This window comes from Prauserella cavernicola (assembly GCF_016595675.1).
Taxonomy (GTDB): domain Bacteria; phylum Actinomycetota; class Actinomycetes; order Mycobacteriales; family Pseudonocardiaceae; genus Prauserella_A; species Prauserella_A cavernicola.
In genome coordinates, this window is the sequence record NZ_JAENJH010000006.1 from 124843 (window position 1) to 150207 (window position 25365).

Consider the following 25365-nt stretch of genomic DNA (forward strand, 5'->3'; position numbering starts at 1 on the left):
ATTGCGGCCGGTAATCAGATGTCCAGCGCGCGACGCACGGCCGGCGCGTTCCGCCGGGAGACCGGCACCATCGTGTTCGTCCGGTCGTCCATCACCAGGGACAGCTCGCCCTTGACCCCACGCTCGATCTCACGAATGCGGTTGACGTTGACCACATAACGACGATGCACTCTGAGGAAACCGGCGTCGCCCAGCTCTTCGTCGAACTTGTCCAGGCCCGCATATGCGGCTCGCAATCGACCCTGGTCGGTGGACAGCCAGACGTCGTTGCCCTCCGACTCGGCGAGGGAAACCTCGGCCAGTCGCAGCAGCACCAACCGGTTGTCGCGCATCGCGACCACTCGCCGCGGCTGGGTCGTAGCGTGCGCGGAACCGTCCCACTGGGGCAACGGTGCTCCGTCGGAGACGCCGAAGGAGACCAGGTTCCCGATCAGGCGTCCGAACGAGACGACGGGCCTGATGCTGATCGAGGTCGGCTCGTCGGCGAGGTGGGTGAAGATCTGCGTCGAACCGACCCAGTCGGGATTGTGGGCCGCCTGACGGCTGGCGTACCGGACGGCTCCGATCAGCTCCGGCAGTCCGGGCTTCCACCGCAGCGTGGGATCGACCGCGGGGGTGGAGGCCGGAACGCCCATGAGTACGCTCGGCGTCTCGTCGGCGATCACCACCTTGCCCGCGGTGTCCAGCGCGGCGAGCTCCGCACTCGAGCGGGCCCTGGCCTGGGTGAACGCCGCGACCAACTCAGCGCCGCTGCCCCGGGCGCGCATCTTGAGCGTGCCCTGGGTCTTGGTGACCGCGTTCGCCAGCCAGCTTCCCGCGGAGGCGGGGAGCCGGCTGCGCCAGCAGGAGATGTTCAGGACCGCGATCGGTTCCTTGGTCACCACGTCACGCACCGCCGCGCCCTCGCCGGCCCAGTTGTGAAACGCCTGGCACCAATGCTCCGCGCCCCTGATGAGTGCGGGACCGTGCGTTTCGAGCGCCGTGCCCATGCCGTTGGTGCCTACCGAGCACTCGGACCAGCAGAACCAAGGCGCCATACTGAAATCGGCCGCCTTGGCGAGCGTGGCTTGGTCGCCCCACTCGGCCAGGATCCGGCCGGTGGCATCGGTGATGGTGACGACGCCGCTGAGGTTGCACACTTCCTGTGCCACGGAGGCGGCACGAAAACCGAGCTCGGCGAACACGGCGTCATGCTCGGGCGTGTGATCGAGCGCAGCGACCGCCACGGGAACCTCGGTCAGGTGCGGGTCGACCCGGTACTGGTCTCGGCAGCGGTACCAGGAGATCGCCACCAGCGGCCTGACATTCGGGACCTGGTCGTCACCACGAACGAACCGTTCCCACGCCGCGAGCACGGTGCCTTTGCCCGGATCCTCCGACCTGGACTCGAATCGATGTACGTCTCTCATGGTGAAGAACCGCCCTTGGTTCATCCCCAACGTCCGACGCATGCACGCGGACTGGGCACTGCGTCGTGCGTCTTCGTGCTCGGTCACTCGTTCCAGGCCGCGCCACCCACCCTAAACCGAAGTCGCCGGCATGGTTGCGGAAATTTCGACGCGAGGCTCCTATCGCGGGCCGCCTGGCTCACGTGCCTTGTGGCGCGTACGACGAGTACGACACCCAGCACGGTCGGCGACACGCCGCTAGCGTTCAGCACGGTGGATGGTGAACACCGCGGCACCTCACCGTCTGCCGCGGGTGGCCGCGGCGCGTGTCCCGGCGAGCGCCGGAGCGTGTTCGAGCCGCAGCCGCTGGACGGGTGTCAGGAGCTCACGCTGTCACGGGCGGCCATGCGTGTCGACGTGGGTTGGCCAACCTCGCACCGGATCGCCCCGGCATCCCGCACCACCGGCTCGGGCACGGCCCAGCTCCTGGCCTCGGTCGCAGGCTTGGCTGCCGACGATGAGCCGCTGGCGTGGTTCCGGGCGCGCTGCGCCAAGTCATCGAGGGAAGGCAACAGAGTCGGCAGGTCCCGGCCACCTTGGTTCGACCCCTGTGTCTGGATGAGGTGGTGCGGCACGATATCGGGATGCGGCGGGCGAAGATCGAGGAGACGGCGGCCGAGCACGGGCTGGGCCGGGTCGTCCGGGTGCACCGGGAGCACGCGCCTGCGTTTCTCGCCGCCGGTCTGGCAGGGGTGGGCACGCTGGTCGCGGCGATCGTCGCCGGGATCATGGCCGCCTCCGCCGCGCGGCTCTGGCCGCTGCCACTGTTCATCGCCGCCGTGGTGATCGGTCTGGTGGTGCTGTACTTCCACGTCGGGCCGGTGCCCGGCACGGGCCGGCGCTGGTACGCGGTGGCCGAGCACGGCCTGCTGATCGTCTCGCGCCGCGAGGAGCCGATCGCGATCACCTACGACCAGCGCGAGCGGATCCGCGCGCTCGAAGTGTCCGGTACGTGCTCGATCAGCGATCTGCGCGACGTGCGGCGGCGGTTGGGACCCGGCCGCCGCTGGTCGCGTCGCCGGCTGGTGGGGCTGGCCTCCTACGGCCTGGTGGCTGCGCTCGTGGTCGTGTCCGGGTGGCCGGTGGGCACCTACGTGGTGCTGGGCCCGCCGCTGGAGAAGCTCGACTTCGCGGACACCTGTGCCGACGGTGGCGGCGGGCATCGCCGGGCGGCTGCCCACTCCGGCGACACGCACCCGATCGCCGCGTTCCTGGACTACGGCGGCGGGTTTGTCTCCCGGGCGGACGCGTCCTTCCCGCCGGGAACCGCGCTGGACACCGAATCCGCGGACCTGAGCGTGGTGCAACTGGTGGCCTGTGCCACCGCCATCGGCGTTGTCTCGTCGACGCCGCTGGGCGAATGCTCGTACGGCACCGTGACCGACCGGCTCTACCAGGGCAGCTACCGGCTCGACGTCTTCGAGGCCCGCACCGGGCGCAAGGTCGTGTCCTCGCAGCTCGCCGGGAGCACCACCGAGGGCTGCCCGAGCCTGCGCACGGTCCCACGGGGCACTAGTCCGCCCGAAAGCCGGGACATCGTCACCGAAGTGGACACCGAGGACTTCCGGCGGGCACTCGCTCCGCTGCATTTCACTGGGCGGTGAGGTACACAGTGGACACTACGAAGTTCTGGTGTGGACCGGTCGGGGTCAGCTTCTGTCTCGCATTCACTCGCGGGAAACCGACCGTGGCAAGCCACATCAGCTCAGCGAAGTGACGCCCTCATGAGGGCCAGTGCCTGGCGATGGCGGGTGTTGCTCCGATGTGCTGCTCCACTGTCCCGCCCGTGCCCGCGTGGTCGCCGTTGAAGTCCAACTCCTTGTGGATGGCGTTGAGAATGTCCGCGTTTGTCGTCTCGGAGTTGTCGTACTCGCGGGCGGCGTCCATGAGCCGGTCACCCGCTTCGCGGTACCGGGCGCACGTGGTTTGCAGGAACCCGACGAAAGTGTCACGCGTATCCTTCAGTTTCACATCGCCCGATTGCTCAGTGTTGTTGATCCCCTTCAGGTGCGGATCCGCGTCGTCTGTAGCGATCGCTGCCTTGATCACGTGCTCGTATTCCTCGGACGCGGCGAAGCAACTCGCCGCAAGCCTCTCGATCGTGCCTCGAACAACTTCGTATGCCCCGGTCTCGGCCTCGCCCACGCCCTCTCCGCTGGTGAAGTCGTACAGCTCTAGTTCTGTGCTCGCTTTGCCCGTGATCGCGTCCTGGAGTGCCGTGACCAGGTTGGAATAGGCGAGTTCGTTCTCTTCGGCCTTGGTCTTCCCGTTTCCGAGCCCTTCCAGGACCGCGGTCACGACACTGCCGATGTCGTGTGCGCTCTTCTGGGCGGGGTCGAGCGGATCCACGACGCTACCGATGATGGCCGCCACTGACAGGAACGCGCCCAACGGTGCGTTGGCGAAGCCGACGGCGACGGAGACCACGCTGACGAAGGTCCAGCGCCCGGTTTCGGCGCCGGAGGCGACGGTACCGCCCAGACTTTCCGTCGCTTGCCGGATCGTGGACAGCACGTGCCCGCGAGTCGCCGAGTTGATGGCCGCGCGCGCCGAGTAGAGACGGGCAAGGCTCGCGGCGATATCCCGTTGGTTTTCCATGGTCGGATCCACTGATTTGCCGAAGTTCTCACCGAACGTATCCGCGGAAACCCCTTTCCACTCACCTCCGGCGTTGTTGATCTCTTCCATCAGGTCGGGGACCCTGCCGTGGTCGCCCAGCGTTCCGGGTGCGTACCCGAGAGTTGAGGCGATCCCCTTCAGTTGTTCTGATGCCGTGTCCAGGGCGTTGAGATCTTGGTTCTCGTACACCGGGATCGCGGACGTCACGCTGGCCAGGATCTCCGACACCCATTCGGGAATCTGCGGTTTGACGTCTTCCCACGGATGCCCATTGTGCCCCCAGGATGGGTCGGGCACCTTGGGGTCAGCGGGCGTCCAGACCGACTTGTGGTCATCGAGATCCTGTTCGTACCTGTCCGACAGAGCCGTTCCGAACTCGTCCAGCGCTGTTTGGACCTCTGCCACGTACGTCATCCAGTCCGCATGCTGGATCGTCATCGATCTTCACCCTCTCAGTAAGATTTCCGCGCGAGTGCTCCACAGCCAGGTTCGCGCTCTCCCCAGCGCAAGCCCAGGTCACACGTGAGGTCATCGATGGCCGGTAGCGATCACCTGCGAAAACACTGGAGTATGGCCGGGTTCCTGCCCCGTCCGGGCGCTGTGGGATTTCGCGCGCCGGTCACGTTCACCCCGGCAGGGCGTGGGTGACCACCCTCGACGGCCACGCCGTCGAGGGTGGTCACGTGCTGCGTAGTTCCCGCGCCCAGCGAGGTAGACCGAACGGGCCGGCGAACACGAGGCGACGCAGCGTCGCGAGATCGGCTACCAGTGAGCGTGGCTGCTCGGGCCCGCATGAACGGCGGACCAGTGCGGACACGAGAACTCCTCTGTCGACGACTCCATCGGCGGTGGGCACCGGTGTTTCGTCACCGGCAAGTCGTGAGTTTCGGCACGGAGGGGCTCTGCACAGATCATCGTCGTCTAGGCTGTGCCGCGCGTGGAGGGAAGACCGGTGAGAGTCCGGGGCTGCCCCGCAACTGTGAGGTCCGCCGGGAGGTGGGCCGAAGCCAGATACCTCCACGCGATTTACTGATCGGTCAGCACCACGCGGGTTTGGTCGCGGCCGGATGAACCGCCCTGCGGCGGTTCTCCTCCCGTGCTCGTCCGGCGCGTGTGCTGACCCGGCGCGAGGGAGTCAGACAATGCCGTCATTCAGCGGCGGACGGGTGACGCGGCGCGGGTTCCTGCTGGGCGGCAGCGGCCTGGCGGTTGGAGCGCTCGCCGGCGGTTGCACGGGGTCCACGAGCACCGGTGGTTCCGGTATCGACACGTTCTCGGCTGTGCTCAAGGGATCTGGAGCCGATGAGGACATCGACCCCGGCGTGGCCCATCTGTTCATCGACGAGGCCCGGATGAAGGCGTTGTACGACGGCCTGTTCGAAGTCGACGACAACATGCGCCCCGTGCCCCGCCTCGCCGAGTCAGGGGAGCCGAACGCCGACGGCACCCGCTGGCGGATCACCCTGAGGGACGCGCGCTGGCACGACGGAAAGAAAGTCACCTCGGCCGACGTGCTCTACACCTTGTCGCGTGTGCTCGGTCCCGCGGGCGCGAAGCCGTTCATCGCCGCCACGACGCTCGAGCACGTTGACCTTTCCCAGTCGCGGGAAGTCGACGAGCGGACCGTCGAAATCGCACTACGGCGGCCGTCGTTCGAGTTCCTCACGGCACTGTCGGCCTACGGAACCAAGATCGTCCAGAACGGTGCCAGGGACTTCGCCAATCCGGTCGGCACGGGCCCGTTCCGGTTCGAGTCGTTCCGGCCGGGCAAGGAACTTCTCGCCACCGCCTATGCCGACTACTGGGACGGTGCGCCGACGATTTCCAGACTGCGCATTCTGAGCGCCGAGAACGACGCGCGCCTGACCGCCCTGCAGGGCGGTCAGGCCGACTTCGCCGACGACCTGACGCCCGCGGCGGCGCGGACCCTGCGCGATGCCGAGGGGATCACGGTCAACGCGACTCCCAACAGCGGCATCTACTACTTCGCGATGCGGACGGATCGGCCACCCTTCGACAACGTCGACGTGCGGCGCGCGCTGATGCGCATGGCCGATCGTGAGGAACTGGTCAAGGTCGCGCTGCAAGGTCAGGCCGATGTCGCGAACGACGTGTTCGGCAAGGGATTCGAGTACTACGCCGAGGACCTGCCCCAGCACACCCACGATCCGGACGAGGCCAGGTACTTGCTGCGCAAGGCCGGTGTCTCGAATTTGACGATCGACCTGTTCACCGCTCCCGCCGCGACCGGGTTCGTCGAAGCCGCCAACCTGTTCGCCGAACAGGCGAGCAGGAGCGGGGTCACGGTCAACGTGCGGGTCGGTTCCGGCGACACCTACTACTCCGAGTCGCTGGAGTCAGGACAGCTCACGATGGGGCAGTCGGGGCCGCTGTCGATCCCGAACCACTTCGGCTCCCGGCTGCTCACCGGCTCGCCGCAGAACCGGACCGGCTGGAGCGACCCCCAGTTCGACGCGCTGTACGACCAGGCGCTCGCGACGGCGTCGGTCGACGAACGCACCTCGCTCTACCACCGGATGCACGAGATCCTGCACGACCGGGGCGGATTCCTGTTCTGGGCCAACGCCTACTGGAACAGTGCGGCGTCGGCGAAGTACCGCAACATCCCGACCGGAGTACCCAACGCGATGAACTGGGTCCGATTCGACAAGGTGTCGCTGTGACCATTTCGAAGAACGTGCTGAGCGCGGAGCGCGCGCTGTACTGGCTGGAGCGCTGGGACCGCCAGCAGGAGTACTACATGCCCGATCGCGAGGAACGGTTCGCCGTCGTCGGCGACGTGCTCGACGAGCAACTCGGCAGGCCGGACCCGTTGATCGTGGACCTCGGTGTCGGACCCGGCTCACTCGCCGTGCGGTTGCTCGACCGGTTTCCCGGGGCGACGGTGGTGGGCGTGGACGCCGACCCGCTGCTGATCGGGCTGGCGGAGGCCGCCTACGGCTGCGAACGGTTCCGCACCGTGTTCGCCGATCTGCGCGAGGACGGCTGGTACGCCGAACTGGGCCTCGGCCGCGCGCCCGACGCGTTCGTCAGCACGACCGCGCTGCACTGGATGAACCGGCTCCCGCTGCGCGATCTGCTCGCCACGTGCGGCCAGGTGCTCGGCTCTGGTGGTGTGTTCGTCAACGGCGACCACCTCTACGAGGGGGCCGAGGGGCCTGGGCTGGACGCGCTGACCCGCGCGCTCACCAAGCGGCGGGCCGCCCGCGCGGGCGTCGTGCGCGACGAGGACTGGGCGGCGTGGTGGCAGGCCGTCGAGTCGGCACCCGAACTGGCGGACCTGGTCACCGCCAGGGCGGGCGGGTTCGAGCACACGGTCACAGACAAGCCGACGGTGCACGACTACGTGGCGTTCCTGAGGGAGGGTGGCTTCGCCGAGGCGGGCACGGTGTGGCAGGTCGGCGACGACCGCATCATCGCCGGCATCCGCTGACCGGAACCGCCGGCCATGCACGCGCGGTTCGTCCTGCGCAGGGTGCTCATCGGCGCGGGACAGGTGTTCATCCTGCTCGCGCTGGTGTTCGGGCTGTCGCTGCTGCTACCCGGCGACGCCGCCGACGTGCAGGCCTCCGACACCTTCAGCGAGGGACAGCGCGCCGAGACCAGGCACCTGCTCGGCCTGGACATCGCCCCGCTGACGCGATTCCTCACGTGGCTCGGCGGTGTCGTGACCGGAGACTTCGGCACGTCCTACGCGAGTGCCGAGCCGGTGACCGAGGTGATCGGTGGGCCGTTCGCCGTCACCGCGGTGCTGGCGGTGTTGACCACGGTCATCCTGCTGCCCGTGGCCGGCTGGGCCGGGTTCGCCGCCGGTCTGCGGCCGGGGTCGGTCAGGGACCGCGTGATCACGACCGTGAGCGTGTTCTTCGACTCGATCCCGGACTTCGTGCTCGCGGTCCTGCTGGTGGCCTACGTCGCGATCGGGCTCGGCCTGTTCCCCGCGACGTTTCTCGGTGTGGACCTGCCGACGATGCTCACCGAACCCGGCTACCTGGTGCTGCCGTTGACGGTCATGGTCGCCAGGGTCGCAGCTCCGCTCGTCCGGCTGGTGCGGGCCGGGGTGATCAACGTGCTCGCCGAGCCCTACATCGAGCAGGCACGGAGGCTCGGCGTCGGCCGCACCTCGTTGCTGCTGCGGCACGTCGCGCCCAACGCACTCGGTCCCGCGATGCAGGAGCTCGGGCGCACTGGCGACGGACTGTTGTCGGGCGTGCTGATCGTCGAAGCGGTGTTCGTGCTGCCGGGCATCGCCACGACCCTCATCGACGCGATCGGCAACCGCGACCAGCCCGTCATCCTCGCGATCGTGCTGATCACCGGAGTCGTGGCGATCGCGGTGAACACGCTGATCGATCTCGTGGGCCAGCGCATGGTGCCCCGGAGGGTCCAGTCATGACGGGACGCCGGTGGCATCGCGCGCTCTACGCGACGATGGTGTTGATCCCGGTGCTGTGCGCGGTCGCCGGTCCCGCGCTGGCGGGGCTGGCGCCCGCCGGGCGGCAGGCGCCGTTCGGGCCGTCGACCTGGTCGCCGTTCGGCACCGACAGGCTGGGCCGCGACGTGCTGGCGGCCGCGCTCGACGGCGGCCGCACGCTGCTGCTGGTCACCGCGGTGACCGTGCTGTGCGCCTACGCGATCGGCTTCACCGTGGGTATGACCGCCGCCGCCACCGAGAGGCCGTGGCTGGAGGACCTGCTCATGCGGCCCCTCGACGTGCTGCTGTGCCTGCCATCGCTGTTGATCATCATGGTGGCGGCCTTGCGTACCAACGGGTCCGAGGTGGCGATCGCGGCCGCCGTCGGGCTCGCGCTGGTCGCGCCGATCGCCCGGTTCGTGCGCATGGCCGCCCGCGGTGTCGTGCAGAGTCCGGTAATGGACGCGCTCCGGATGCAAGGCGAGAGCAGGCGATACCGTTACGGCCGGTACGCGATGCGGGAGCTCGCCAGACCCGTCGCCGCCGACCTCGGCGTGCGCATCGGAGCCGCGATCTACTTCCTGTCCTCGGCGAACTTTCTCGGCCTCGGCTTCGACACGACGTCGACCGACTGGGCCGTGGCCGTCGCGGCCAACAAGGACGGCCTCACCGTCGCGCCCTGGTCGGTGTTCCTGCCCGCGGCACTCATAGTCCTGCTCGTGCTCGGCCTGAACCTGTTGTGGGACGAGTTGCTGGCCGACCCGCGCATGCTCGCGGCCAGGGACGCGGTGCGGGCGGCGCGTCATGGCTGACCCGCTGATCGCCGTCCGGGAGCTCGCCGCACACGCCGGTGCGACGTCGATCCTGCATGACGTCTCGTTCTCGTTGAGCGGGGGCGAGGTCGTCACCCTGTTTGGCCCCTCGGGAGCGGGCAAGACCACGGTGGCGATGTCCGTCGCTGGGATCGCCCGGCCCGGGGTCACCGTGACCGGGCAGATCGCGTCGACCGCGCGCATCGGTTACCTGCCACAGCACGCGGCCGAGACGCTGAACCCGGCCCGCCGCATCGGCCGCGCGCTCGGCGAACTGGCCGGACTACGGAATCCCGGCGAAGGCAGAGCGCGTCGGCGCGCTCGCGTCGTCGAGGTGCTGCGGGCCGTGGCGTTCGATGTGGATGGTTCCGACGGCGCCGACCTCGCCCGGCTACTGCGGCGCTACCCGTTCGAGTTCTCCGGCGGGCAGCGGACCCGGCTCGCACTGGCGCAGGTGCTCGTGACCTGCCCCGACGTGCTGGTGCTCGACGAGCCCACCACCGGGCTCGACGCCCTCAGTACGACCTCGCTCGTCGACGGGCTCGGCACATTGGCACTCGGCGGCGTCGCGCTGCTGGTCGTCACGCACGACTCCGACGTCGTGGCACGGCTGGGCGGGCGGGTGCTGCGAGTGCACGACGGCACGGTGAGCGCGGGCAATGCCGCACCGCCGCGTTCCGCCGCACCCGCCAGCACCGGGGTGCGGCCGCAGGGCGCGCCAGTCGTACGGATGCGCGAGGTGTCCGTCCGCTATGGACGGACGCCGGTACTGCGGGAGGTGAACCTGGAGCTGTTCGACGGCGAGACGCTGGGCGTCGTCGGAGCGTCGGGCGCGGGGAAGTCCACCGTCGCCCGCTGTCTCGCGGGCCTGCTCGAACCCGGTCGGGGAACGGTGCTGCTCGACGAGAAACCGTTACCCACCTTACGGAAGCGCACCACGGAACAGATCGCGCAGGTGCAGTACGTCTGGCAGGAGGCGGCGTCGTCCTTCGACCGGCGGCGGACCGCCCTCGACCAGGTCGCCGCGACCGCGATCCGCCTGCGTGGTCTGGGACCCGATGAGGCACGGCGAGAGGCGACGGAGCTTCTGACCGAACTCGGGCTCACCGGCGCACAGCTCCGCCGCTACCCGCCTGCGCTGTCGGGCGGGCAGCTCCAGCGCGCCGCCGTCGCGCGCGCCCTGCTCGCCCGTCCGCGAGTGCTGATCTGCGACGAAGTGACCACGGGGCTCGATCAGCCGTTGTCGGACCGCATCCTCGACCACATGGACACCTACCAGCGACGCAGTGGCGCCTCGGTCCTGTTGATCAGCCACGACCGGCACGCCCTCGCCGAACGCGCCGATCGCATCGTCGCCGTGGAGAATGCCCAGGTCCGCGCGATCAACGACCCGTTCGGCTCGGGGCCGGTTCCCGGCCGCAGCCCCATCACCGCACGTCGTATTCCCTGACACAGTCGTGACCGGGGTCGAGGTGCCGCCGCGTGAGTCCCGGCCCGCGAGCTGTTGGTCAGGAGCGCGTCCACGCTCCGAGCACGAGAAGGGTCTTGGTGCCCGCGATGGAGCCGGCGGCCCTCAGCTGGTCGATGACCTGCTGCAAATGTGCCACGTCCCGGACCCGGACCTGCACGAGCGCGTCCGGGTCGCCCGCGATCGTGTAGACGGCGTGCACCTCGGGCAAGAGGCTCGCGCTCGCGACGATGTCCGCCACCCGCGTCGTGCCCGCGTAGCGCAGCTCGGTGAACGCCTCGACTCCCCAGCCGAGCTTCGTGTGGTCGACCTGCACGGTGAAGCCGGTGATCACCCCGATCTCCTGCAGCCGGTTCACCCGCCGCTTCACCGCCGCCACCGAGAGACCGACGATGCCGGCCATGTCCGAGTAGGTCCGCCGCCCGTCCTCCCGCAGCAGGGTGATCAGTCGACGGTCGATCTCGTCGGCGTCGGTCATGAGGGTCCTCCTCGCGCAAAATTTTTCAGCTCGAACGAGCAAATCGATGTTCTGTTTGCGTGTTGACCGCATCTTTCCCGACGTTGCTTGCGTGTGCAGAGGCAGATCATCTCCACTAGGCCTACCTCACGTCGGCCGAAGGAGACCACGTTGACCGTCCCCACCACGGTGACCCTCGACGACCGCTACGCCGCTGAGCACGGCCGGGCGCTCCTCACCGGGATCCAGGCCCTGGTCCGCCTCACCCTCGAGCAGCGCCGCCTCGACACCGAGCGTGGCTTCGACACCCGGGTGTTCGTCTCCGGCTATCAGGGCTCGCCGCTGGGCGGGCTGGACTCCGAGCTGGTCCGGTCGAAGCGCTTCCTCGACGCCGCGGGTGTGGTCTTCCAGCCGGGGGTGAACGAGGAGCTCGCCGCCACCGCGGTCGCCGGGACCCAGACGCTCGGACAGGTGCCGGGGCGACGCCACGACGGGGTCGTGGGGTTCTGGTACGGCAAGAACCCCGGCCTCGATCGCGCGGCGGACGCGATCCGGCACGGCAACCTCGCCGGCACCGCGACCCTCGGCGGCGCCGTCGCGATCATTGGCGACGACCCGGCGTCGAAGTCGTCCACCGTCCCGAGTTCGTGTGAGCCGATGGCGCAGAGCCTGGGTATACCGCTGCTCGCCCCGGGCACCGTGGGGGAAATCGTCGAACTCGGGCTGCACGCCGTCGCGTTGTCCCGTGCGTCGGGCCTGTGGACCGGGCTGAAGATCGTGGCCGACAACGCCGATGCCTCCGCCACCATCGACGTCGGCAGCCTGCGGCTCGGCATCCCGGTGCCGCCCGCGCAGCCGCGTCCCACCGCGGCCGCGCTCGTCGGGCCTGCCGCGCTCGACGCCGAGCACGACCTGCTCACCCGCCGGCTCGATCTCGCCCGTGTCTACGCCCGCGAGACCGGGCTCAACCGCGCCGTGTTCGCCCCCGAGGGAGCGCGGCTCGGTGTGCTCGCCAGCGGCACCGGCTTCGCGGTCCTCCAGCGCGCGCTCGACGACCTCGGGCTCGACGAGGCGATCATGGAGCACCTCGGGCTCCGGCTGATCCGGCTGGGGATGCCGTGGCCGATCGACGCCGAGGAGCTGCGACGGCTCACCACGGACCTCGACGAGGTGCTGGTGGTCGAGGACAAGGTGCCGTTCCTCGAGGAGCACCTCAAAGCGGCGCTCTATCGGGTGCCGGGCGCGCCACTGGTCGTCGGTCGCTACGACGAGCGGAACCGGCCGCTGCTCACGGCGCGGGGGCAGCTCGCGGCCGAGGACGTCGCGCGCGCCGTGGCCGCGCGCGTCGGGCACGAGCGGCTACCGCGCACGGCGGCGGTGCAGCTGTCGGCGATCGAGCCTCGCAGGCCCGCTCGCATCGGGCTGCCGCTGGCGGGTGCGGCGCGCACCCCGTACTTCTGCTCGGGCTGCCCGCACAACACCTCCACCAAGACCGCGGACGGGACTCTGGTGGGCGTCGGGATCGGCTGCCACAGCATGATCGCGATCGACGGTGATGGCCGCGGCACGCAGATCGGCCTGACGCAAATGGGCGGCGAGGGCGCGCAGTGGCTCGGCCTCGCCCCGTTCACCGACGACCGGCACTTCGTGCAGAACCTCGGCGACGGGACCTTCCACCACTCCGGCTCGCTGGCGATCCGGCAGGCCGTGGCAGGCGGGGCGACCATGACCTACAAGCTGCTCTACAACGACGCCGTCGCGATGACCGGCGGGCAGCAGGCGATCGGGCGGTTGTCCGTCCCCGAGATCACCCGGCTGCTCGCCACCGAGGGCGTTCGCCGGATCATCGTCACCGCGGACGACCCCGCCAAGTATCGCGGCGTCACGCTCGACCCGATCGCCTCGGTGCGGCACCGCGACCGGTTCGCCGAGGCCGAGGCCGAGCTGGCGGCGGTCGACGGGGTGACCGTGCTGATCCACGACGACCAGTGCGCCGCCGAGGAGCGCAGGCTGCGCAAGCGCGGCAAGCTCCCCACCCCGGCCGGGAAGGTCGTGGTCAACGAGCGGGTGTGCGAGGGCTGCGGGGACTGCGGGGACCAGTCGACCTGCCTGTCGGTGCAGCCCGTGGCGACGGAGTTCGGGCGCAAGACGCGCATCCACCAGCCCTCGTGCAACTCGGACTTCTCCTGTCTCAAGGGCGACTGCCCGTCGTTCCTGCTCGTGGAGCCGGGGACGGTGACCCGCTCCGTCCCACCGCTTCCGGTCGCGCTGACCGAGCCCGAGCCGCGCTTCGACGACGACCAGACGCTGATCCGGATGCCCGGCATCGGCGGGACGGGTGTGGTCACGGCCTCGCAGATCCTGCAGATGGCCGCACACATGGACGGGCGGTTCGCCGCGGGTCTGGAACAGGTGGGGCTGGCGCAGAAGGGCGGTCCGGTCGTCTCCGACATCCGGATCGCCAAGCAGCCGATCCGGGGCGCGCTGCGGGCCTCGCGCGGCACCGCCGACGTCCTCATCGGATTCGACGTCCTCGGCGCGGCCGAAGCGGCGAACCTCGCCGCTGCCAGGACCGGGCAGGCGGTCGCGGTGCTCAACACCGCGATCGTGCCGACGGCTGCGATGATCAGCGGACGGGTGCCGCTACCGGGGACCGCGGACGACGCGGTCGAGCAGATCGCCGCTGCGGCGGGCGAGGTGGTCGCGATCGACGCGCAATCGCTCGCCGAGGCCCTGTTCGGCGACCACATGCCCACCAACATGGTGTTGCTCGGCGCCGCGTACCAGGCCGGCTGCCTGCCGGTGTCCTCGGAGTCGATGGAGGAGGCGATCCGGCTCAACGGCGCCGCGGTCGAGCAGACCCTGGCCGCGTTCCGCTGGGGCCGGGCCGCGGTGCTGGACCCTGTCGCGGTGCGGGAGGCCGCGCATCCGCAGGTCGCCGTCGCGCGGACCGAAGGGCTCGACGAGGTGCTGGCGGTCCGCGTCGACGACCTCACCGGATTCCAGAACGCGGTGCTGGCAGGTCGCTACGCGGCCGAGGTTCGCCGGGTCGCCTCGCTCGTGGACAGCACCGACGGCACCGACGGCACCGACAGCGCCGACCCCGAAGGCCGGATCGCCGTCGCCTACGCCCGCGGGCTGCACAGGCTGCTGGCGTACAAGGACGAGTACGAGGTCGCGCGGCTGCACCTCGACCCGGTCGAGAAAGCCCGGCGTGACGCCGAATTCGGGCCGGACGCGAAGGTGTCGGTGCTGCTGCACCCGCCGGTGCTGCGCGCGCTGGGCATGAAGAACAAGATCCGGCTGGCCGGTCGTACGGCGGAGGTGGCCTTCCGCGGGCTGCGTGCGATGAAGGGCTTGCGCGGTACCGCGTTCGACGTGTTCGGCTACGCGAAGGTCCGGCGGGTGGAGCGCCAGCTGGTGGCCGAGTACCAGGAGCTCGTGGGGGCGGCCGTGGACCGGCTCACCGCGGAGAACGTCGACCGGGTCGTGGCGATCACCGAGCTGGCCGAGGAAGTCAGGGGCTACGAGGAGATCAAGCTCGCCAACATCGAACGGTTCCGGGTGAAAGCCGCCGAGGCACTGGCCGTCCTCTGAGGATCGCAGCGCCGTCTCGCTCTCGGAGGGTGACCGCCGAGAGCGAGACGGCGCGCTCGCCTCGCTCGGGACTGATCCTCCTGGCCCTGCGCTAGTCGGCGCCCGGCGCCGCGGAGATCTTCGCGATCATCTTGCCGGTGACGCGGCTGGTGAACATGTCCGGGAAGGTTTCGGGAATGGCTTCGAGCCCGTCGAAGATGTGCGCTTTGTAGTGCGCTTTCCCGTCCGCGACCGCCGGGGCCAGCTCCGCCAGGAAATCGGGGTAGCAGTCGACGAACTCCATCACGTTGAAACCGCGGATGGTCGCCTTTTTGTAGACGGCCGCCCTCAGGAGGTCCGGCAGGCGGTCCGGGCCGTCGAAGGCGCCGGTTCGGGTGATCTGCGACATGACGCCACCGACGACGATCTGCGCGTCCGGGTTGAGGTGCGGCAGCAGTGCGGGGAGCACGGCGGCGCCCACGTTGTCGTAGATGGTGTCGATCCCGTTGGGCACCGCGAGGGCGAGTTGCTCGGCGAAGTCGGGCGCGCGGTGGTCGACGGCCGCGTCCAGGCGGAGGTCGTCGAGCAGGTGGCGAACCTTCGGGCCCGCCGGCAATCCCGGTCACCCGGTGCCCGCGGAGTTTGCCGAGCTGGGCAGCCGCCGAGCCGACGGCACCCGCCGCACCGGTGACGACCAGCGTTCCGCCGGGCGCGGGCCGGAGGATCCTGGTCAGGCCGACCCATGCGGTGAGACCGGGCATGCCCAGTAGTTCCAGGTTCGTCCACAAGGGCGCCGCGTGCGGGTCGACCACCCGGAGGTCCGACCCGTCCGACACGGCGTAGTCCTGCCAGCCGGTGGTGCCGGCGACGTGGTCGCCGACGGCGAAGGACGGATGCTTGCTCTCCTCGACGACCGCGACGGTGAAGCCGAGCATGGTGTCGCCGATGTCGATGGGGGGCTGGTCGCCGTTCGCGTTTCCCATCAGAATGCGGTTGAAGGGTTCGAGCGAGGTCAGGATGTTCCGGACGAGCACCTGTCCCTCACCCGGGACGGGCACCGGGGTTTGCACGATCTCGAAATCGCTCGCCTTCGGATTTCCGTGGGGCCGTGCCGCCAGGACGATCTGGCGGTTCACCGGCTTGGTCATGGTGTGGTTCCTCTCGTGGTCGATTCGCTTCGCGAATCAGATCTGCGCCAGTCCGCCGTCGACGTAGAGATTGGCGCCGTAGACGAAACTGCTCTGCGGTGAAGCCAGGAAGGCCACCGCGGCGGCGATCTCGTCCGGATCGCCGACGCGCTGGCGCGGCAGACCCGCGGCGATCTCCGTCATCACCTCGTCGGCGCGTTCACCGAAGGCCGAGTCCCACAGCGGGGTCTTGACCGGCCCCGGCGACACGACATTGACCCGGATGCCCCGGCCGCCGAGTTCACTGGCCCACGCCCGTGCATACGCCCGTACAGCCGCCTTCGACGCCCCGTAGGCGCTCATGCCCGCGGAGCCTCCCGCGCCGGCGGTGGAGCCGGTGAGGATCACCGACGCGCCGTCGTTGAGCAGCGGGAGCGCCTTCTGCACGGTGAAGAAGGTGCCCTTGACGTTGATGTCGAAGATGGCGTCGTGGATCTCCTCGGTGAGTTCCGCCAAGCCGGCGACGGTATTGACGCCCGCGTTGGCGAACACCACGTCCAGCCCCTTGCCGCGCTCCCGCACCCGCTCGTACAGCCGGTCCACATCGGACGCGACGCTGACGTCACCGGGCACCGCGGTGGCGTCGCCGATGGCGGCGACCGCCTTCTCCAGCTCGGCCTCGCGGCGCCCGGTGATGAACACGTGCGCGCCCTCCGCGGCAAGCCGCTCCGCGGTCGCCAGGCCGATGCCCGCACTGCCGCCGGTCACCACGGCCGTTTTGCCCTCGAACTGTCCCACTGCCGACCTCCAGGTATTTAGTACCGATCGGTACTAAATCAACGTAGCACAGCCGCCGCGCCTTGTGGATCGACCGGTACAGAAAGGGGGTAGGATCGGCCGCATGGATCGTCAACAGAAGGCGCCACCTGGCCGCCCCCGGGGCTTCGACGCCGACGCGGCCCTCGACCGGGCCATGCGTGTCTTCTGGGAGAAGGGGTACGAAGGCGCCAGCCTCACCGAGCTGACCAGCGCCATGGGCATCACGCGCACCAGCATGTACGCGGCCTTCGGGAACAAGGACGCGCTGTTCCAGAAGGCGCTGGAGCTCTACCGCGTGGGCCCCGCCTCCTACGTGAGCCGAGCGCTGCGGGAACCCACCGCCCGCGAGGTGGTCACCGCCTTCCTGCACGGCTCGGTCAACACCTCGCTCTCGCCGGACTGCCCCGCCGGGTGCCTCAGCGTCCAAGGCGCTCTCGCCGCGGGGGAGCACGGGCGCATCGCTCGTGACGTGCTCACCGAGTGGCGAAACGATGGCATGCTGCACCTGCGAGACCGGCTCCAGCAGGCCGTCGACGAGGGCGACCTGCCGTCCGGCAGTGATCCCGCGGTGCTCGCCCGCTACATCATGACCGTGTCGAACGGGATCGCCGTCCAAGCCGCCGCCGGTGCCTCCCGCGAGGAGCTGCGCCAGGTGGTGGAGCTGGCCTTGAGCACCTGGCCGTCGAACTGACCGAGTGTCCGGTTCTACTAGCGCGCATCCGCTGCCTGGCTGGCGACGTCGCGGAGCATCGCGTTCCGTCGCTCGAGCGCGTCCTGGGTCGGCGGCACCATGATCGGTGCCCCCTCCGTGGCGAAGGTCTGACACTTGTCCACGTACGGACGCAGCCGTTCGTGGTAGTTCTTCGAGACGGCGTCGACGTCGCCGCCGTACTCGGTCCACGTGAGGGCCAGGAGTTCCGCGGAGCGGAGCGCGAGGCTGGTGCCCAATCCGGACAGTAGTGCCGCGCAATGGGCGGCGTCACCGATGACAGCGACGTGCCCTTCGGTCCAGCGGGGCATGTGGGTCTGGCTCACCGAGTCGAAGTAGAAGCCCTGGGCCGCGGGGTCGGCGAAGGCGGCTCGGAGCTCGGGCAGCTGCCACGCGTCGACGCGCGAGAGGAAGTCGTCGATGATCGCGCGCTGGGCCGGGACGTCCCGGTAGTCGTAGTCGAGTTCCGGGCTCGCGGCCAGCATCATCGCCAGTGGTCCGTCGCCGGCGTCGCGCACGACGACGGTGAGACCGGGGACGTTGAGCATCGCCTTCTGCCAGTCCCGATCTGATGGAAGGTTGACGAGAGCGACGTAGTAACCGATGTGCCGCACATAGTCGGACTCGGGTCCGAAGGCGAGCCGGCGCACGGTGGAGTGCAGGCCGTCGGCGCCGACCACGAGGTCGAACCGCCGGGACGTGCCGTCGCTCAGCGTGACGTCGATGTGCCGAGGGCCGTCGTCGAGCGCCGTGAGCGAGGTCGAGAAGAGGAACTCGACGTTGGCGGGCACCACGTCGAGAAGAATGTCGTTGAGCCGGTCCCGGGAGATCTCGATGTCCTCGTCGGTCTCGTTGGCGAACCATCTCAGGTCGAGGCTGGCCACCTGCCGGCCGGATTCGTCCAGGACCGGCCAGGCGCCCTCGGGGGTGACCTGCGACCGATTGATCCGGTCGAGGATCCCCATGCGCTCGGCGGTGCCGAGTGCGTCGCCGCGCACGTCGATGGGAGCACCGCCCTGGCGCAGACCGTCGGCGCGCTCGACCACGGTGACCCGGTGACCCAGGTGCGCGAACCAGTGCGCCGCGGACAGTCCGGCCATGCTCGCGCCGGCGATGAGAACGTCCATGGGTCCCACTCCTCGTTCGGTCGGTTCAGGCGTGGCGGCATTGTTGCATGGAATACCGCAAATATGGGATGCAAAACAGCTCAGTCGCGGGCGGTCCTGGGCGGAGCTCCCCTTGTCACGAGGTGACTGGGATGCAACTATGGCAAATAGCATCCAATCGACTGATCAAAGCCTCGCGGTCGGTCCGGGTGCACGCTGCGACCGGATTGGTGAGGGTGGATGGGCTACGACGTGTGCAGGGTCGCCGACGTGGGCGGCAATCGGGTTCCCTACCACGAGACCGGAACCGGTGAGCCCCTGCTGCTCCATCATGGCGCCGAGTCGCACAGAGGGCAGTACGCGATCTTCGCGCCGTTGCTGCGTTCCGGGATTCGCGCCATCTCCTACGATCAGCGCGACGTGGGCGACGCCGAGTACGTGGACGCCGACTACACGATGCAGGACCTCGCCGACGACTGCGTCGGCCTGATGGACGCCCTGGACATCGAGAAGGCGCACATCATGGGCGTCTCGTTCGGCGGCGCGATCGCCCTCTACGTGGCGGCCCGCCATCCCGACCGAGTGCGGTCGCTCGTCGTCGGCGCGACCCCGGATTCCTTCGCGCGCCCCACCGCGTACCTGACGAAGATGATGGCCTCGGCTCCCGAGGAGCGGGCCGCGCTGATGCGCAACGCGAGTCTCTCCCCGGAGGCACAACGGGACGAGTGGTTGCTGGCACGGCTGGCCGACCTCGGGCGGGGCACGGTCACCGCCCTGGGGTCGCGGCGCCGCGCGGTGCTGGAGGACTACGACGTCCGGGGCCAGCTGAGCCAGATCACCGCACCGACGCTGCTGGTCTACGGCGAACTCGATCCGCTCGCGCCCCCGGAGGTCGGAGAAGATCTGCACGCGCGGCTGACGTCCTCGGAGCTGGTCGTCCTGGAGGGCGCCCGTCATGGCCTCTCGTTCGAGTTCCGTGAGCAGACCGCCGCACTGGTCAACGACTGGGTCTCCCGTCACGAGATCGGGCCGGTGGCATGACCGCCACCGACGCCGCTCCGCTCACCCGGCCGGACCTGGTGGGCTCGTTCGGCATGACGGCATCGACGCACTGGGTGTCGACCGCTGTCGCCCAGTCCGTCCTCGAACGCGGTGGGAACGCGTTCGACGCCGTGGTGGCAGCCGGTTTCGTCATGCACGTGGTGGAGCCGCACCTCAACGGTCCAGGGGGTGACCTGGTCGCTCTGCTAGCTCCGGCCGGGGGAGACGTTCGTGTGGTGTCCGGTCAGGGACCGGCGCCGCGGCGGGCGACGATCGAGCACTACCGGTCTCTCGGGCTCGACTCCGTACCCGGCTCGGGCGCGCTCGCGGCCGCGGTGCCCGGAGCGGTCGAGGCGTGGTTGTGGATGCTGCGCGAGCACGGCACCTGGGACGTGGCCGACGTCCTCGAGTACGCCGTGCACTACGCCGACGTCGGCCAGCCCCTGGCTCCGCAGGCCAGCGCGGTCATCGAGACGATGGCTCCGCACTTCGTCGAGCACTGGCCGACGTCCGCCGACCAGTGGCTGACCGGGGGCCGCGTTCCGGCTCCTGGTGACGTGGTCGCGATCCCGGCGTACGCCGCCACGCTGCGCCGCCTCCTGGCCGCGGCGGGCCGAGGGGACAGGGCGAGCCGCATCGAGGCGGTCGGCCGTGAGTGGCGGACCGGATTCGTCGCCCATGCCGTCGAGAGTGCCGCCGCGCAAACGCAGCGGCACTCGAACGGACACGATTACGCGGGGGTGATCGACGCCGCCGACCTCGCCGCGCTCGAGATCCGCGCCGAAGTGCCGCAGACCTTCGATTTCCGGGGCGCGACCGTGTGCAAGGCAGCCTTCTGGAGCCAGGGTCCGGTTCTGCTCCAAGCGCTGGCCATCCTCGACAACTTCGACGGCCCGGATCTCGATCCCGGCACCGAGCGAGGTGCGCACACGATCATCGAGGCGCTCAAACTCGCGATGGCGGACCGGGACGCCTTCTACGGTGAGGCCTACGCTGCGGCCGACCTGCGGCGGCTGCTCACTCCCGAGTACGCCAAGACACGCGCGGCCTTGATCGCCGAGGAGGCGTCGGCCGAGTGGCGGCCCGGAGTGCTCGAGCATCTGGCCGCCTACACGCCACCCCTGCACACGGCCGACCCCGCCGCGTCGGGGATCGGAACCGGCGAGCCCACGGTCCGAACGACGGGCGAGACCCGCGGTGACACGGTCCACCTCGATGTGGTCGACCGGTGGGGGAACATGGTGTCGGCAACGCCCTCCGGTGGCTGGCTGCAGTCCAACCCCACCATTCCCGAGCTCGGCTTCTGCCTCGGTACCCGCCTGCAGATGACCTGGCTGGACGAGCGCAGTCCCGCCGCACTGATGCCGGGCCGGCGACCGAGGACGACGCTGAGCCCGACGATCCTGCGCCACGGCGGAACGACCACCACCGCGCTGGGTTCGCCAGGCGGGGACCAGCAGGACCAGTGGCAGTTGCTCTACCTCCTGCGCACCATCGTCGGCGGCCGCACCCCCCAGGAAGCCATCGACGCACCCATGTTTCACACGACCGCCGCGACCCAGTCGTTCTGGCCCCGTGAGTGGACGCCTCGCGGCGTGGTGGTCGAACAACGGCTCGGACCCGACGTCATCGCCGGACTCCGCCGGCGCGGCCACGAGGTCACGGTCTCGGGGCCGTGGAGCCTCGGCCGGCTGTCGACCGTCGCGCGCGACCCGCGAACCGGCCTGGTCTCGGCCGCGGCCAACCCACGAGGAGAACAGGGTTACGCCGCGGGCCGGTAGCTGCTGACGAACGCGACCAGGACGACTGTCCGATCAGGACCAGAAGGTGAGAACGCCATGGCAGCCCACCGCGCGGCTGGGCCTGCGCGACACGATGTTCCCGTCTGGGCGATGCTCGCCACGCCCTTCACCGCCGACGGTACGAGCGTCGACCGCGCGTCGCTCCGGCGCTACTGCGACGAGGTGATCGATCGCGGCTGCCGCGCGGTGGTGGTGCTGGGCGTCATCGGTGAGCCGGGTGCGCTCGGGCACCACGAGCGGCTGACCGTCGTCGAGACCGCCCTCGCAACGGGTGCCGAGGTCCACGTCGCCACCATGGCCGCCACGCGAGCGGAGCGCCTCGCCGAGGTCACCACGCTCGCGGAGCGATTCGGGGACCGGATCACCGGCTATCTGGTCCCCATCACGACGTCGAGCCCACAGGAGCTGCGCGACGAGGCGGAGGACCTGTACGCCGCGGGTGGCCGGGCGATCGTCCTCCAGGACTACCCGGCGTCCTCGGGTGTCCGCATCGCTGTCGACGACCTGGCCCGCGCTGTCGCCGGGGCGAGCCACGTCGCGGCGATCAAATGCGAGGCGCCGCCCACCTTCGGCCGGATCCGCCGGCTACGCGAGCTCGTCCCCGAGGTCGGCCTGATGTCCGGGCTCGGTGGACTCAGCCTCGTCGACGACCTCGGCCAGGGCGCCCGGCTTGTCGCCTCGGGCACCTCCCGCCCCGAGGTGGCGGTCCAGGCCGTGCGGGCGTGGCTCGACGGTGACGAGGGAACCGCCCGGCGTCTCGTGGGTGCCGCCGCGGCCGCCATCGGTTTCGAAATCCAGCAGGGCACCAGCATCGCGATCCGGAAGGAGCATTGGCGGCGGCAGGGTGTGATCGCGTCCGCCGCCGTGCGCCCGCCCGCGATGCCGTACGAGCCCTACCTCGGTCCGCTGAGCGATGCCTACGGCTTCGCCGGTGTCGGAGAGTGAGTGATGTGGTGAGCACCGCCGTCGACCGTGCGCGGGTAGGCGCCCGGCGAACTCCCGGCGCGAAGGACGTTCAGTTGTGGTGCATGCTGGCGCTGACCTTCTCCACCGGGATCGCCGACGCTGTCGGCTATCTCGCGTTGGACAAGGTCTTCACCGGCAACATGACCGGCAACGTGGTCATCCTGGGGATGGGTGCGGCAGGCACCGCGGGCTTGCCCGTGGCAGGCCCGCTGGTGGCGCTGGCTTCCTTCATGGTCGGCGCCGCGGCCGGCGGCCGGGCCACACGCGGCCAACCTGCCGGGTGGACGCGGCGGACGACCTTCCTGATCGGACTGGTCGGGGTGATGTTCGCGGCTGCGGCCGGGCTGTTCGCGATTCCACTCGCGACCGAGTCGCCGGGCGTCGCGCATGTCGTGACGGTCGTGCTCGCCGCGGCCATGGGCCTGCAAGCCGCGGTCGCCCGGCGGATCGCGGTCCAGGACGTCACGACGGTGGTCGTCACCTCGACCATCACCGGACTGTCCGCCGATTCGCGGTTCGGCGCCGGGCTCCAGCAGCCGTGGCCGAGACGGGCTGGAGCGATCCTCCTCATCGGAGCGGGCGCCGCGGTCGGGGCGCTCCTGGTCCACCTCTCGGAATGGCTGAGTGCGGCCGTCCCCGCGGTGCTGACCGTCGCCGTCGCTGTCACCGGGCACCTACTGGTCAGAAAGCACCCGGTCTAGACATCGTTCTCCTGGAACACGGAATCACCCTTGGCCCGGATAATCGCCTCGACGGCGCCGAGAATGTGTTTCTTCATCAGCTCTCGGGCCAGGTCGGCGTCTCCGCTGACGATGGCTTCCGCCACCCGGGCGTGCTCGTTGACGTTGCGGCGCAGGAGCACCGTGCTCTCGGCGTACGCCGGGTAGGAGGTGTTCGGCGGCAACCGGCCGTGGATGTCCTGAATGCTCAGGTAGAGCTGGCGATTCCCGGACGCCTCCAGGATCGTCGCGTGGAATTGGTCATTGGACTCGGCCCAGCGACGCCCTCGGTCGTCCGTCCTCGACTCCAGGTCGAAGTCGCGCCACGCGGCTTCCATGCGCTCTATCTCGTCGTCATTGATCCGCTCGGCGGCCAGCGCCGCCGCGAGGCCCTCCAGTTCGGCGCGGACCTCGCCGAGCTCGCGCACGTTCTGGCTGGACTGGCCGTTGATACGCGCTCCGCGATTCTTCACGATCGTGACGATTCCTCGCGACTGCAGTGCGCGCAGTGCCTCTCGTACCGGCGTCCGGCTGGTGTCGAACTCCTTGGCGAGCGCCTCATGACGTAGCCACGAGCCCACGGGGCGTTCGCCCAGGAGGATGCCGCGCTGAAGTGCCAGTACGATCTCTTCGCTCTTGGCCAACTGCCCGGCGGGTTCGGGTGAGAGCATGGGGGCATCATCCCACAGCTGGATGCAAGATTGGTCTTTGTGGGTGCAGCTGGGGAGGACCTGGCGCATGGCGCCCCGTGTCACGGTTGCTGCCCGGATTCGATGGTGCCTGGTTCAGCGGACCGGCGTCGGGCCGCGACCGCGCCGGCGAGCGCTCCCAGGACGATGAGCGCGGGCATGGCGGCCACCGCGGGCGATGCGCTCCCGGTGACCTGCTCGTAGTTGACGACGATGAGCGTGCCGGCCGCGAGCAGCCCGATCCCGGCCACGCTCGACAGCGTCCGCGTGAGCAGCCCGGCACCGGTCAAGGTGCCGCGGACCGAGGCGACGACGGCGCTGAGCGAACACGACACCATCAGGAAGACGAGTGACAACGAGGTCACGCCGGAGATCGCCGGAAAGACTGTGGTCAGCGGATCGGCGTCGATAAGCACGAAGGGGACGATCACGAGCACGTCAACAGCCACCTGCGCGCCGACGGCCACGTGGGGGGTCGCCCGGACTGGGTGGGTCCTGGCGAGTGCGCGGGGTAGCAGGCCCGCCCGGCCGAGGGCGAAGCCGTAGCGCGCTGCCATGTTGTGGAACGCCACGGCGGCGGCCAGGAAGCTCAAGGCGACGGTGGTGCCGATCAGACCGCCGGCGTAGGACCCCAGGTACTCGTCGGCCGCCCCGGAGAGCACCGCGCCGGGATCCAGCGCGGCCACGCCCTGAACGTCGTCGTACGCGGCGCTCAGGGTCCAGGTCGACACGAGGAAGACGGCCACGAGCGTGCCCAGGGCGAGGTACGTCGCGTACTTGATCTTCTTCCCGGGGGCCTTGCATTCCTCTCCGTACGTGGCCGCCGCTTCGTAGCCGGCGAAGGACAGCAGCACGAACACCACGGTCAGCGCGACGCCGCCACTTGTCACGGAGCCGGGTGTGAACCCGTCCGTCGCGAAGCTCCCGGGGTCCCTGCCGAAGACCGCGACCGCCAGGATGGCGAGCAGCACGAACTGGAGCAGGGAGATCACCGTGGTCACTTTGCTGGCGAAGCCGGCGCCGAAGAATCCCAGCAGCCACACGAGCATGAGCGCGGCCACGGAATAGAGGGCCCAGTGGAGGTCGATTCCCACGTATGTCGTGAGTGTCAGGTCAGTGAAGTAGCCGGCCGCCGTGATCATCCCGGCGCTCGCCAGGTTGTAGGCGATGGTGGCGACGAACGCCGCCGCCCCTCCCGCGGCCGGCCCGAGGCCGTACCTGACGTAGACGTGGTAGGCGCCGGCACTCACCACCGACCTGGCGAGGGCGAGATAGCCCGCGGAGAAGAAGACCAAGAGCACGCCGATGAGCACGATCCAACCCAGAGTGCCCTCACCGGCGCCGAAGCCCAGGCTCAGGGACAGGTTGGACGACATCGCGGTCAGCGGCGCGGTGGCGGCCACCACCATGAACACCATGCCCGGAACGCCGATGGCGCCCCGGCGAAGTCCGGGGGATGACCCGGAGGGCGTTGACGCAGGCCCATCGCTCTGGGACCCGGTGGTGGCCGGTGCTGCTCCCGCGCTCGAATCCATCGAGTCCCACCTTCGGTCGGATCGGATGCTATCTGAA

General features: G+C 69.7%; 20 protein-coding genes, 1 pseudogene and 1 riboswitch. Of the genes and pseudogenes, 12 read left to right on the forward strand and 9 right to left on the reverse strand.

Features of this window, described 5'->3' with window-relative positions:
• Nucleotides 1-14: 14 nt before the first annotated feature.
• Nucleotides 15-1409: a DNA-binding protein gene (locus tag JHE00_RS22955; protein ID WP_200321560.1), complete on the reverse strand. Its 1395-nt coding sequence runs from the start codon at nt 1407-1409 to the stop codon at nt 15-17.
• Between the two features lie 623 nt (nt 1410-2032).
• Between JHE00_RS22955 and JHE00_RS22960 the strand changes: the two genes are divergently transcribed.
• Nucleotides 2033-3052 carry a hypothetical protein gene (locus tag JHE00_RS22960; RefSeq protein WP_200321563.1) on the forward strand — a complete coding sequence of 340 codons (1020 nt, stop codon included), beginning with the start codon at nt 2033-2035 and terminating at the stop codon, nt 3050-3052.
• Between the two features lie 118 nt (nt 3053-3170).
• Here JHE00_RS22960 and JHE00_RS22965 read toward each other — a convergent pair whose 3' ends face one another.
• Nucleotides 3171-4505 (reverse strand): hypothetical protein, encoded by a 1335-nt coding sequence (locus tag JHE00_RS22965; protein WP_200321565.1) that lies wholly within the window; start codon nt 4503-4505, stop codon nt 3171-3173.
• A gap of 503 nt (nt 4506-5008) precedes the next feature.
• A riboswitch (cobalamin riboswitch) is annotated at nt 5009-5084 on the forward strand.
• A gap of 125 nt (nt 5085-5209) precedes the next feature.
• Between JHE00_RS22965 and JHE00_RS22970 the strand changes: the two genes are divergently transcribed.
• Genes JHE00_RS22970 through JHE00_RS22990 form a run of 5 tightly spaced genes read left to right on the forward strand, consistent with a single transcriptional unit; the run spans nt 5210 to nt 10764 of the window.
• On the forward strand, nt 5210-6751 hold the full coding sequence (locus JHE00_RS22970; RefSeq protein ID WP_200321567.1) for an ABC transporter substrate-binding protein: 1542 nt from the start codon (nt 5210-5212) through the stop codon (nt 6749-6751).
• Nucleotides 6748-7521 carry a class I SAM-dependent methyltransferase gene (locus tag JHE00_RS22975; protein ID WP_307832068.1) on the forward strand — a complete coding sequence of 258 codons (774 nt, stop codon included), beginning with the start codon at nt 6748-6750 and terminating at the stop codon, nt 7519-7521. The genes JHE00_RS22970 and JHE00_RS22975 overlap by 4 nt, the downstream gene beginning before the upstream one ends.
• Before the next feature lie 15 nt (nt 7522-7536).
• Entirely contained in the window at nt 7537-8484 is a 948-nt protein-coding gene (locus tag JHE00_RS22980) for an ABC transporter permease (RefSeq protein ID WP_200321569.1), read from the forward strand.
• Nucleotides 8481-9314 carry an ABC transporter permease gene (locus tag JHE00_RS22985; RefSeq protein ID WP_200321571.1) on the forward strand — a complete coding sequence of 278 codons (834 nt, stop codon included), beginning with the start codon at nt 8481-8483 and terminating at the stop codon, nt 9312-9314. The genes JHE00_RS22980 and JHE00_RS22985 overlap by 4 nt, the downstream gene beginning before the upstream one ends.
• Nucleotides 9307-10764, forward strand: coding sequence for an ABC transporter ATP-binding protein (locus tag JHE00_RS22990; protein ID WP_200321572.1), 1458 nt, complete (start codon nt 9307-9309; stop codon nt 10762-10764). The genes JHE00_RS22985 and JHE00_RS22990 overlap by 8 nt, the downstream gene beginning before the upstream one ends.
• Before the next feature lie 58 nt (nt 10765-10822).
• On the opposite strand, the gene JHE00_RS22995 is transcribed toward JHE00_RS22990, so the two are convergent.
• Nucleotides 10823-11260, reverse strand: a complete 438-nt coding sequence (locus tag JHE00_RS22995) for an Lrp/AsnC family transcriptional regulator (RefSeq protein WP_200321574.1) — start codon at nt 11258-11260, stop codon at nt 10823-10825.
• 150 nt (nt 11261-11410) lie between these two features.
• Between JHE00_RS22995 and JHE00_RS23000 the strand changes: the two genes are divergently transcribed.
• On the forward strand, nt 11411-14836 hold the full coding sequence (locus tag JHE00_RS23000; protein WP_200321576.1) for an indolepyruvate ferredoxin oxidoreductase family protein: 3426 nt from the start codon (nt 11411-11413) through the stop codon (nt 14834-14836).
• 91 nt (nt 14837-14927) lie between these two features.
• Here JHE00_RS23000 and JHE00_RS23005 read toward each other — a convergent pair whose 3' ends face one another.
• The 3 genes and pseudogenes from JHE00_RS23005 to JHE00_RS23015 form a co-directional block, all read right to left on the reverse strand.
• Entirely contained in the window at nt 14928-15431 is a 504-nt protein-coding gene (locus tag JHE00_RS23005; RefSeq protein ID WP_200321578.1) for a zinc-binding dehydrogenase, read from the reverse strand.
• Between the two features lie 253 nt (nt 15432-15684).
• Nucleotides 15685-15963: pseudogene (locus tag JHE00_RS36130) on the reverse strand (NADP-dependent oxidoreductase); the annotation flags it as partial.
• 36 nt (nt 15964-15999) lie between these two features.
• Complete coding sequence (locus JHE00_RS23015; RefSeq protein ID WP_200321580.1) at nt 16000-16740, reverse strand: SDR family NAD(P)-dependent oxidoreductase; 741 nt, start codon at nt 16738-16740, stop codon at nt 16000-16002.
• 103 nt (nt 16741-16843) lie between these two features.
• Between JHE00_RS23015 and JHE00_RS23020 the strand changes: the two genes are divergently transcribed.
• Nucleotides 16844-17452, forward strand: a complete 609-nt coding sequence (locus JHE00_RS23020; protein ID WP_200321582.1) for a TetR/AcrR family transcriptional regulator — start codon at nt 16844-16846, stop codon at nt 17450-17452.
• Nucleotides 17453-17469: 17 nt separating this feature from the next.
• Here the strand turns inward: JHE00_RS23020 and JHE00_RS23025 are convergent, their stop codons facing one another.
• Nucleotides 17470-18597, reverse strand: a complete 1128-nt coding sequence (locus JHE00_RS23025; protein WP_200321584.1) for an FAD-dependent monooxygenase — start codon at nt 18595-18597, stop codon at nt 17470-17472.
• Between the two features lie 219 nt (nt 18598-18816).
• Between JHE00_RS23025 and JHE00_RS23030 the strand changes: the two genes are divergently transcribed.
• From JHE00_RS23030 to JHE00_RS23045, 4 genes are all read left to right on the forward strand, one after another.
• Complete coding sequence (locus JHE00_RS23030; RefSeq protein WP_200321586.1) at nt 18817-19617, forward strand: alpha/beta fold hydrolase; 801 nt, start codon at nt 18817-18819, stop codon at nt 19615-19617.
• On the forward strand, nt 19614-21398 hold the full coding sequence (locus JHE00_RS23035) for a gamma-glutamyltransferase family protein (protein WP_200321588.1): 1785 nt from the start codon (nt 19614-19616) through the stop codon (nt 21396-21398). Before JHE00_RS23030 ends, JHE00_RS23035 begins: the two co-directional genes overlap by 4 nt.
• Nucleotides 21399-21455: 57 nt before the next feature.
• The gene (locus JHE00_RS23040; RefSeq protein WP_200321590.1) at nt 21456-22364 is read left to right on the forward strand and encodes a dihydrodipicolinate synthase family protein; all 909 of its coding nucleotides are present in this window, start codon (nt 21456-21458) and stop codon (nt 22362-22364) included.
• 83 nt (nt 22365-22447) lie between these two features.
• Nucleotides 22448-23086: a YoaK family protein gene (locus JHE00_RS23045; protein WP_200321593.1), complete on the forward strand. Its 639-nt coding sequence runs from the start codon at nt 22448-22450 to the stop codon at nt 23084-23086.
• Here the strand turns inward: JHE00_RS23045 and JHE00_RS23050 are convergent.
• Together JHE00_RS23050 and JHE00_RS23055 are read right to left on the reverse strand one after the other, a co-directional pair.
• The gene (locus tag JHE00_RS23050; protein ID WP_200321595.1) at nt 23083-23775 is read right to left on the reverse strand and encodes a GntR family transcriptional regulator; all 693 of its coding nucleotides are present in this window, start codon (nt 23773-23775) and stop codon (nt 23083-23085) included. The two genes, JHE00_RS23045 and JHE00_RS23050, sit on opposite strands and share 4 nt — an antisense overlap.
• Nucleotides 23776-23855: 80 nt before the next feature.
• Nucleotides 23856-25211, reverse strand: coding sequence for an APC family permease (locus tag JHE00_RS23055; protein WP_230424816.1), 1356 nt, complete (start codon nt 25209-25211; stop codon nt 23856-23858).
• Nucleotides 25212-25365 lie beyond the last annotated feature (154 nt).